Annotated in this window: 9 protein-coding genes; 6 read left to right on the top strand and 3 right to left on the bottom strand. The window is 73.9% G+C overall.

Annotated features, from left to right (window positions below; translation table 11 throughout):
* Positions 1-87: 87 nt before the first annotated feature.
* From ACI799_RS04705 to ACI799_RS04685, 5 genes are all read left to right on the top strand, one after another.
* Positions 88-1,506 (top strand): FAD-binding oxidoreductase, encoded by a 1,419-nt coding sequence (locus tag ACI799_RS04705; RefSeq protein ID WP_456590043.1) that lies wholly within the window; start codon positions 88-90, stop codon positions 1,504-1,506.
* The gene (locus ACI799_RS04700; protein WP_456612529.1) at positions 1,503-2,855 is read left to right on the top strand and encodes an FAD-dependent oxidoreductase; all 1,353 of its coding nucleotides are present in this window, start codon (positions 1,503-1,505) and stop codon (positions 2,853-2,855) included. Before ACI799_RS04705 ends, ACI799_RS04700 begins: the two co-directional genes overlap by 4 nt.
* Positions 2,856-3,004: 149 nt before the next feature.
* Positions 3,005-4,039 carry a class II fructose-bisphosphate aldolase gene (fbaA, locus tag ACI799_RS04695; protein WP_456590041.1) on the top strand — a complete coding sequence of 345 codons (1,035 nt, stop codon included), beginning with the start codon at positions 3,005-3,007 and terminating at the stop codon, positions 4,037-4,039.
* A gap of 2 nt (positions 4,040-4,041) precedes the next feature.
* Positions 4,042-4,464: a DUF3151 domain-containing protein gene (locus ACI799_RS04690; RefSeq protein WP_456590040.1), complete on the top strand. Its 423-nt coding sequence runs from the start codon at positions 4,042-4,044 to the stop codon at positions 4,462-4,464.
* A 154-nt stretch (positions 4,465-4,618) separates the two neighbouring features.
* The gene (locus tag ACI799_RS04685) at positions 4,619-4,768 is read left to right on the top strand and encodes a GPGG-motif small membrane protein (protein ID WP_456590039.1); all 150 of its coding nucleotides are present in this window, start codon (positions 4,619-4,621) and stop codon (positions 4,766-4,768) included.
* A 40-nt stretch (positions 4,769-4,808) separates the two neighbouring features.
* Here the strand turns inward: ACI799_RS04685 and ACI799_RS04680 are convergent, their stop codons facing one another.
* The 3 genes from ACI799_RS04680 to ACI799_RS04670 are packed head-to-tail and all read right to left on the bottom strand — an operon-like array spanning position 4,809 to position 7,428.
* Positions 4,809-5,645 (bottom strand): ATP-binding cassette domain-containing protein, encoded by an 837-nt coding sequence (locus ACI799_RS04680; RefSeq protein WP_456590038.1) that lies wholly within the window; start codon positions 5,643-5,645, stop codon positions 4,809-4,811.
* The gene (locus ACI799_RS04675; protein WP_456590037.1) at positions 5,642-6,775 is read right to left on the bottom strand and encodes an ABC transporter permease; all 1,134 of its coding nucleotides are present in this window, start codon (positions 6,773-6,775) and stop codon (positions 5,642-5,644) included. The genes ACI799_RS04680 and ACI799_RS04675 overlap by 4 nt, the downstream gene beginning before the upstream one ends.
* A gap of 38 nt (positions 6,776-6,813) precedes the next feature.
* Positions 6,814-7,428, bottom strand: a complete 615-nt coding sequence (locus tag ACI799_RS04670) for a hypothetical protein (protein ID WP_456590036.1) — start codon at positions 7,426-7,428, stop codon at positions 6,814-6,816.
* Positions 7,429-7,540: 112 nt separating this feature from the next.
* On the opposite strand from ACI799_RS04670, the gene ACI799_RS04665 reads away from it, so the two are divergent.
* Entirely contained in the window at positions 7,541-8,830 is a 1,290-nt protein-coding gene (locus ACI799_RS04665) for an adenylosuccinate synthase (RefSeq protein ID WP_456590035.1), read from the top strand.
* Positions 8,831-8,843 lie beyond the last annotated feature (13 nt).

Here is an 8,843-nt window from a genome sequence, read left to right as displayed (position 1 = left end):
CCCCCGCCCGGGCGCCCCGCCCGCGCGGCCCGGCCCACCCCCCCCCCCCCGCCCCCCCCCCCGGACTGGAGGCCGTACGGTGTGACGGTGACCACGACGACGGCGACGTGGCTCGCCGAGCTGACCGACGCGTTGGGCCCCGACGGCGTCCTGACCGACCCCGACGTGACGGCCGGCTACGCCCGCGACCAGGCGATGATGGCGCCCGCCGGAACCCCGGCGGCCGTGGTGTTCCCGCGCCGCACCGACGACGTCGTCGCGGTGATGCGCGTGGCCTCGCGGCACGGCCTCCCGGTGGTCCCGCGGGGCGCCGGCTCCGGGCTCGCGGGCGGCAGCAACGCCGTGGACGGGGGCATCACGCTGGTGATGACCCGCATGAACGCCGTCCTGGAGGTCTCGCCGGCCGACCGGCTGGCCGTCGTCCAGCCGGGGGTGGTGAACAAGCAGCTGCGCGACGCGGTCGCCGGCAGCGGGCTGTTCTACCCGCCGGACCCGAGCAGCTACGACTGGTGCACCCTCGGCGGCAACCTCGCCACCAACTCCGGCGGTCTGTGCTGCGTCAAGTACGGCGTCACCACCGACTACGTGCTGGGCCTGGAGGTCGTGCTGGCCGACGGCCGGGTGCTCCGCACCGGGCGCCGCACCGTGAAGGGCGTGGCCGGCTACGACCTCGCCCGGCTGTTCGTGGGGTCCGAGGGCACCCTCGGCGTCATCACCGAGGCGACGCTCGCGCTGCGGCCCGCACCGAAGGCGCCGGTCACCCTCGCCGCATCCTTCGCCACGACGGCCCAGGCGGGCCAGGTCGTCGAGCGGGTGGTCACCGCGGGGCTGGTGCCCAGCCTGCTGGAGATCATGGACAACACCTGCATCCGCACCGTGGACCAGGTGCTCAAGGCCGGCCTGGACCACGACACCCGCGCGCTGCTGGTGGCGCAGTCCGACACCGGCGGGGCGGCCGCCGCCGAGGAGATCGCGACGCTCACCGCGCTGTGCGAGGAGGCCGGCGCGCAGTTCGTCCACTCCACCGAGGACCAGGCCGAGGGCGACCTGCTCCTCGCCGCCCGGCGCATGGCGCTGCCCGCCCTGCAGCAGGTGGGGGGCGCGATCCTCATCGACGACGTCGCCGTCCCCCGGTCGCGGATCGCCGGGTTCCTCGACGGCTGCGACCGCATCGCCGCGGAGCGCGCCGTCGTGGTCGGGGTGGTCGGGCACGCCGGCGACGGCAACATGCACCCGACCGTCTGCTTCGACGGCGGCGACGCCGACCAGCGGCAGCGGGCCTACGCCGCCTTCGACGACATCCTGGAGCTCGGGCTGTCGCTGGGCGGGACGATCACCGGCGAGCACGGGGTGGGTGTGCTCAAGGTCGACTGGCTGGAGCGCGAGATCGGCCCGGTGTCGCTGGACGTGCACCGCTCGATCAAGTCCGCGCTCGACCCGGCCGGCCTGCTCAACCCCGGCACGGTGTTCCGCAGCGCGCCGGCCGGTGCCACGCTGGGGCGATGAGCAGGGAGCGGTTCCTCGTCATCGGAGGCGACGCGGCCGGGATGTCCGCGGCGGCCCAGGCCCGCCGGCTGCGGAACGCCGACGACCTCGAGATCGTCGTGCTCGAGCAGGGCGACGTCGTCTCGTACTCCGCCTGCGGCATCCCCTACTGGGTGGGCGGGGAGGTCCAGGGCCGGGACGAGCTGATCGCCCGGACGCCGGCGGAGTTCGCCGCCCGGGACATCACCGTGCACACCGGCACGCGGGCGGTCGGGATCGATCCCGACGCCGGGAAGGTCGTCACCGACACCGGCGAGCGGATCGGCTACGACCGCCTCCTCGTCGCCACGGGAGGCCGCCCGACCCGCCCGCCGATCCCCGGCCTGGACGCGCCGGGCGTCTTCGGCGTGCACCGGCTCGACGACGGCGCCGCCATCCGGGCCGCCCTGGACGCCGGTCCCCGCCGCGCCCTGGTCCTGGGCGGCGGCTACATCGGGCTGGAGATGGCGGAGGCGCTGCAGCGGCGGGGGCTGGCGGTCACCGTCGTGCTCGCCGACCCGCTGCCGATGCAGCTGCTCGACGCCGACATGGCCCAGCGGGTCTGCGCCGGCATGGGGGCCATGGGCATGGAGATGCACCCCGACCAGGCGGTCCGCGAGATCCTGGTGGACGAGTCGGGCCGGGCGCGGGGGGTGCGCACCGACGCCGGCAGCTACGACGCCGACCTGGTGGTGCTGGGCCTGGGCATGGGGCCGGAGGTGGCGCTGGCCGAGCAGGCCGGCATCCGGCTCGGGACCACCGGCGCCATCGACGTCGACCGCACCCAGCGCACCCGCTCGCACCCGGAGATCTACGCCGCCGGCGACTGCTCGCAGACCTTCCACCGGGTCACCGGCGAGGTCGCCCACGTCGCCCTGGGCACCCACGCGAACAAGCAGGGCCGGGTGGCCGGCTCGGTCGTCGGCGGCCGGGCAGCCCGCTTCGCCGGGGTGCTGGGGACGGCGCTGACCAAGGTGGGGGACCTGGAGATCGGCCGCACGGGGCTGTGCACCACCGAGGCCGAGCATGCCGGGTTCGACTACCGCACCGACACCGTGGAGGCGACGACGAAGGCCGGGTACCACCCCGGCGCGGAGGAGATCGCGATCAAGCTGCTGAGCGAGGCGGGCTCGGGGCGGCTGCTCGGCGCCCAGATCGTCGGCGGCCCCGGTTCGGGCAAGCGGATCGACGTGCTGGCCGCCGCGATCTGGGCGGGGATGACCGCCGAGGACCTCGCCGGGTCCGACCTCTCCTACGCGCCGCCGTTCTCGCCGACCTACGACCCGGTGGTCGTCGCCGCCCGGGTGGTCAGCCGCATCGAGCAGGGCTGACCGGTGCCCGACCCGGGCCGACCCGGTGTCGCCCGGTCGGGCTCCGCTGCCGCCCGTGCTGTCGCGGCCGGGGGCGCAGCGCGATACTGATCACCGACGTTCGCCCGTACAGCGCCGTACAGCCGTTCCCGACGGAGGAGAGCACCCCCATGCCCATCGCGACCCCCGAGGTCTACGCCGACATGATCAGCCGCGCGAAGGAGGGCGGGTTCGCCTACCCGGCGATCAACTGCACCTCCTCGGAGACGATCAACGCGGCGCTGCGCGGCTTCGCCGACGCCGGCAGCGACGGGATCATCCAGTTCTCCACCGGCGGCGCCGAATTCGGCTCGGGCACCCGGGTCAAGGACATGGTCACCGGCGCGGTGGCGCTCGCCGAGTTCGCCCACGTCGTCGCCGAGAAGTACCCGATCAACGTGGCGCTGCACACCGACCACTGCCCCAAGGACAAGCTCGACTCCTACGTCCGCCCGCTCATCGCGCTGTCGAAGGACCGGGTGGACGCCGGGCAGGAGCCGCTGTTCCAGTCGCACATGTGGGACGGCTCGGCGATCGAGCTCGGTGAGAACCTCGACATCGCCGAGGAGCTGATGGAGAAGTCCGCCGCCGCCAAGCTCGTGCTGGAGCTGGAGATCGGCATCGTCGGCGGGGAGGAGGACGGCGTCGTCGCCGAGATCAACGAGAAGCTCTACACCGCCGACGGCGACTTCCTGCGCACCGCGCAGAAGCTGGGGCTGGGGGAGCGCGGGGTCTACCTGCTCGCGGCGACCTTCGGCAACGTGCACGGCGTCTACAAGCCGGGCAACGTCAAGCTCCGCCCCGACGTGCTCCAGCGCGGGCAGGCGCTGGTCGCGAAGGAGTTCGGCCTCGGCGAGGACGCCAAGCCGTTCAACCTGGTCTTCCACGGTGGCTCGGGCTCGGCGGAGTCGGAGATCCGCGAGGCGCTCTCCTACGGCGTCGTGAAGATGAACGTCGACACCGACACCCAGTACGCCTTCACCCGGCCCATCGCCGGGCACATGTTCAGCAACTACGACGGCGTGCTGAAGATCGACGGCGAGGTCGGCAACAAGAAGGTCTACGACCCGCGCAGCTACATGAAGGCCGCCGAGACAAACATGGCCGCCCGTGTCGTCGAGGCGTGCGAGCACCTGCTCTCGGCCGGCCAGTCGCAGGGGGCCTGACGATGAGCCACTCCCACGGAAACCTGCTGGGCGAGCCGCCGGCCACGCTGCTGCCGGCCACGCCGGAGGCCGACGCCGAGCTCGCCGAGGGCGCCACGCTCGCGGAGGTCGCCGCGCACCACCCCACGGTGAGCGCGGTGTGGGCCGGCCTCGCCGAGGAGGCGATGAGCCGCCCCGAGCGGGCGCTCGGCGACACCATCCAGGCCTACGCCTACGCCCGCACCGGCTACCACCGCGGGCTCGACGCGCTGCGCCGCAACGGGTGGAAGGGCTACGGCCCCGTCCCGTGGTCGCACGAGCCGAACCGGGGCTTCCTGCGCTGCGTCACCGTCCTGGCACGGGCGGCCGAGGCCATCGGCGAGACGGCCGAGGCCGAGCGCTGCACGCAGCTGCTCCGGGACTGCGATCCGACGCTGGTCTCCTGAGCAGTCACCATCGGTGACGGGCGGCCCGCCGGTGCGGGCCGCCCGTTGCACTCCTCACCTGGGTTTTTGCGACCCGGGGTTTGCCGGGACCCGTCAACGGCAACCACGGAGCGTGCACGGTGCCGACAGGGCGCCCGGAGGAGGGACGTTTCGGATGCTGGCAACGATCTTGTGGATCCTGGCGGTGATCCTCGTGATCAGCGGGATCTTCTCGATCTTCCGCGGGCAGCTGCTGTGGGGGATCGTGCTCATCGTCGTGGGGCTGCTGGTCGGCCCGGGCGGGGTGAGCATCTTCACCGGCTGACCGGCCCCGGGCCCCCGCGCGGCGGGGGCCCGGGGGAGTTTCACCGCTCGCCGAGCTCCGGGTGCAGCGCGGTGAGCGCGTCGGTCAGGGTGGTCAGCTGGTCCCCGCCGGCCATCAGCGCGGTGAGCACGTCGGCGTCGACGTCGTCGCGGGTGAGGTTCCCGGCCACCTGGCCGTGGGCCAGCAGCAGGAACCGGTCACCGATGAGGTGGGCGTAGCGCGGGTTGTTGGTGACGACGACGACCGCCAGCCCCTGGGTGCGGGCCGCGAGGACGGACTGCCCGAACAGCGTCTGGCGCGCCACGGTCATGGGCGTGACGGGCTCGTCGATCACCAGGGCCCGGGCGCCGAAGTGCAGCGCGCGGGCGACGGCCAGGCTCTGCCGTTCCCCGGCCCGCAGGGCGCTGGCCGGCTGGTCCGGGTCCAGCCCGGTGACGCCGACCCGGGCCATGGCGCGCACGGTGGTCTCGCGGGCTCCGTCCAGGTCGAGGCGGCGCAGCGGCCACACCCCCCGCGTGGGCTCGACGCCCAGGAAGAAGTTCCGCCACACCGACAGCAGCGGGGCGACGGCGAGGTCCTGCCACACGGTGGCGATGCCCAGGTCCCGCGCCTGCCGGGGGGACCGGAACCGGGTGGGCACGCCGTCCACCAGCAGCTCGCCCTCGTCGTGGCGGCGCAGCCCGGAGACCACCGACACGAGCGTGGACTTGCCGGAGCCGTTCTCCCCGAGGACGCAGGTGATCTGCCCGGGCAGGAGCGCCACGCTGACCCGGCTCAGCGCCGGCACGCTGCCGTGCCGCACGGTGACGCCGCGCAGCTCCACGACCGGGGTGGGGCCCGGCGCGGCGGCCTCGTCGACGGGGGCGGCGGAGCTCACGACCGTGGCCTCGCCCGGAGCCGCCGGCGCACCTCGCCGTTGGCCAGCAGCGCCACCAGCAGGAGCACCCCCAGCAGCGCCTGGAACCAGCGGGTGTCCCAGTCGGCCAGGGTGATGCCCTGCCGGGCCACCGCGTACAGCAGGGCGCCGACGGCGGCGCCGATCGTCGACCCGTATCCGCCGGTCAGCAGGCAGCCGCCGATGACCGCCACCACGATGAAGTCGATCCCGCTGAGGATGCCGACGGTTCCGCCGGCCTGGACGCTGCCCAGCCGCACCAGCGTCATGGTGCCGAGCAGCCAGCCCGCTGCCGCGGTGAGGCAGAACAGCGCCACCGTCGTCCGGCGCACCGGGACGCCGAGCTCACGCGCGGCTCGCCGGGCGCCCCCGCTGGCGAACACCGCGTTGCCGAACTTGGTCCGCCACAGCGCCCAGGTGGCCAGCGCGGTGAGGCCGAGCCACCAGAGGATGCTCACGCTGAACCGGCCGTTGCCCAGCTGCGCGGTCGCGTCGAAGACAGCCGTCGCCGACGACCAGCCAGGGGCCTGGTCCAGACCGCCGATCCGCGTGCCGCCGGCGACCTCCTGGGCCCCGGCCTGCGAGGTGCCCTGCAGGATCAGGAAGGTCGCCAGGGTCACCAGGAAGCTCGGCAGGCCGGTGTTCACGACGAGCACGCCGTTGACCACCCCCACGAGCAGCGCCGCCAGCAGCGAGACGAGCAGGGCCGGCCAGGTGCCCCACCCCGCGTGGCCGATCAGCAGCGCCGTGAGCAGTGAGCTCGCGACGGCGACCACCCCGACCGAGAGGTCGAACTGCCCGGCCACCAGCAGGAGCGCGACGGCGACGCCGCCGATGCCCAGCAGCGCCGCGGTGTCCAGGACCGTCGCCAGCCCGAAGGGGCTGACCAGGTCCGGCACCCGCACCGCGAAGAAGGCGACGACCACGAGGAGTCCGACGACGGCGGGCAGGCTCGGCCGGGTGAGCGTGCGCGCCAGGGAGCGGCGGCCGGCGGGGGCCACGGCGGCGCGGGACCCGAACGAGGTGCGCGGATCGGTGATCACCGGCACGTCGACCCAGCGGGACAGCAGGACGTCGGCAGCGGGTCCTCCTCGGGCGGTCGGGTGCCCCACCAGTGTCCACGACGGCCCCGGCCCCGCGCAGGCCGCTCCTAGGGGACCAGGCGCCACCGCACCCGGTCGTCGGCGTACCAGGTCCACCGGGGGACGGGGCGCACGTAGGGCACCCCGTCGCGCACCACCCGAGCGGGGTCGGAGGCGACCTGGAGGGCGCGCCCGCTGGTCTGCCGGGTGGGGCGCAGCGGCTGGGTCATCACCGTCACGCCGATGGTGTCGACGGCGGTCCAGTCCGGTCGGACGTCGATCCGGGTGATCTCGCCGTCGGCCACCTTGATGTCGTCGTGGTACGCCTGCAGGCCCAGCCGGCGCGACAGGGAGCGGCGGCCGTTCCCGGGGGCCTCGATCCGGCCGTGGTGCAGCAGCACACCACCGTGGTCGTCGCGGACGAGGGTGAGATCCCGGGTGGTGCCCGTGCCGAGCCCCAGCGCGCGCGCCAGGGCGGCCGAGCCCTTGTCGGCGGTCGGCTCCCAGGCCACCGGCACCTCTGCCGTGCGGCCCGCTTTCAGCAGCGCCGCCAGCACCCCCGACAGGGCCGCGACCGGGCCGCGCACCACCAGCTGCCCGGCCCCGGCGACCGGCTCCAGCTGGCTCCGCAACGGCGCCTCCCCGGGACCCAGGCGGCGGAGGTCCAACTCGACCGACGACATGCCGATACCCTGTCACCCGTCCAGCCCCACCGCCCCGGCCGACCTGCCGGCCGGATCGATCCGGGTGTCGCGCGCCGACCGTCACCCCACCGAACAGGAGACCCAGGAGCCGATGCCCGCTGTCGTGCTGATCGGTGCCCAGTGGGGCGACGAGGGCAAGGGCAAGGCCACCGACCTGCTCGGCGGCCGCGTCCCCTACGTCGTCCGCTACCAGGGTGGCAACAACGCCGGGCACACGGTGATCACGCCCGACGGTGAGAAGTACGCCCTCCACCTGATCCCGTCCGGGATCCTGACGCCGGGCTGCACTCCGGTGATCGGCAACGGTGTCGTGATCGACCCGCAGGTGCTCATCGACGAGCTGGCGGGCCTGGAGGAGCGCGGGGTCGACACCTCGCGGCTGGTGATCTCCTCCGACGCGCACCTGATCATGCCGCACCACCGGGCGCTGGACCGGGTCACCGAGCGGTTCCTGGGCAAGCGGAAGATCGGCACCACCGGCCGGGGCATCGGCCCCGCCTACGGCGACAAGGTCGCCCGCGTGGGCATCCGGGTGCAGGACCTGCTCGACCTGTCGATCCTCCGGCAGAAGCTGGAGGGGACGCTCCAGGAGAAGAACCAGGTCCTGGTCAAGGTCTACAACCGCAAGGCCATCGACGTCGACGAGGTCGTCGAGGAGTACAGCCAGTACGCCGAGGCGCTCCGGCACCGCATCGTCGACACGCGGCTGCTGCTGGGCAATGCGCTCGACGCCGGCGAGTGGGTGCTGCTCGAGGGCTCGCAGGGCACGCTGCTCGACGTCGACCACGGCACGTACCCGTTCGTCACCTCGTCCAACCCGACCGCGGGCGGGGCGGCCGTCGGCGCCGGGGTCGGCCCCACGCGGATCGAGCGCGTCGTGGGCATCCTCAAGGCGTACACCACCCGCGTCGGCTCCGGCCCGTTCCCCACGGAGCTGCACGACCAGTGGGGCGAGTACCTGCGCAAGCAGGGCGGCGAGGTCGGCGTCACCACCGGGCGCGACCGGCGCTGCGGCTGGTTCGACGCCGTCGTGGCCCGCTACGCCAGCCGCGTCAACGGGATCACCGACTACTTCCTCACCAAGCTCGACGTGCTCTCGGGGCTCGAGACCGTGCCGATCTGCGTCGCCTACGAGATCGACGGCGTCCGGCACGACGAGATGCCGATGACGCAGACCGACTTCCACCACGCGAAGCCGGTCTACGAGGAGATGCCGGGCTGGTTCGAGGACATCCGGCACTGCCGGACCTTCGACGAGCTGCCCGCGGCCGCCCAGGCCTACGTGCGGCGGCTGGAGGAGCTCTCCGGAGCCCGGATCAGCGTGATCGGCGTCGGCCCCGGCCGGGACGAGAACGTCGTGATCCACGACCTCATCGCCTGAGAAAACCCCGCGA

Source organism: Blastococcus sp. SYSU DS0753 (assembly GCF_054051175.1).
The sequence above is the reverse complement of the archived record's forward strand: the minus strand, read 5'-3'. Positions and strand labels throughout refer to the sequence as shown.

Bases quoted from the DNA above. Each gene is read 5' to 3' on its own strand.
- ACI799_RS04700 (WP_456612529.1), top strand. From the start codon at position 1,503: ATGAGCAGGGAGCGGTTCCTCGTCATCGGAGGCGACGCGGCCGGGATG.
- fbaA (WP_456590041.1), top strand. From the start codon at position 3,005: ATGCCCATCGCGACCCCCGAGGTCTACGCCGACATGATCAGCCGCGCG.
- ACI799_RS04690 (WP_456590040.1), top strand. From the start codon at position 4,042: ATGAGCCACTCCCACGGAAACCTGCTGGGCGAGCCGCCGGCCACGCTG.
- ACI799_RS04685 (WP_456590039.1), top strand. From the start codon at position 4,619: ATGCTGGCAACGATCTTGTGGATCCTGGCGGTGATCCTCGTGATCAGC.
- ACI799_RS04670 (WP_456590036.1), bottom strand. From the start codon at position 7,428: ATGTCGTCGGTCGAGTTGGACCTCCGCCGCCTGGGTCCCGGGGAGGCG.
- ACI799_RS04665 (WP_456590035.1), top strand. From the start codon at position 7,541: ATGCCCGCTGTCGTGCTGATCGGTGCCCAGTGGGGCGACGAGGGCAAG.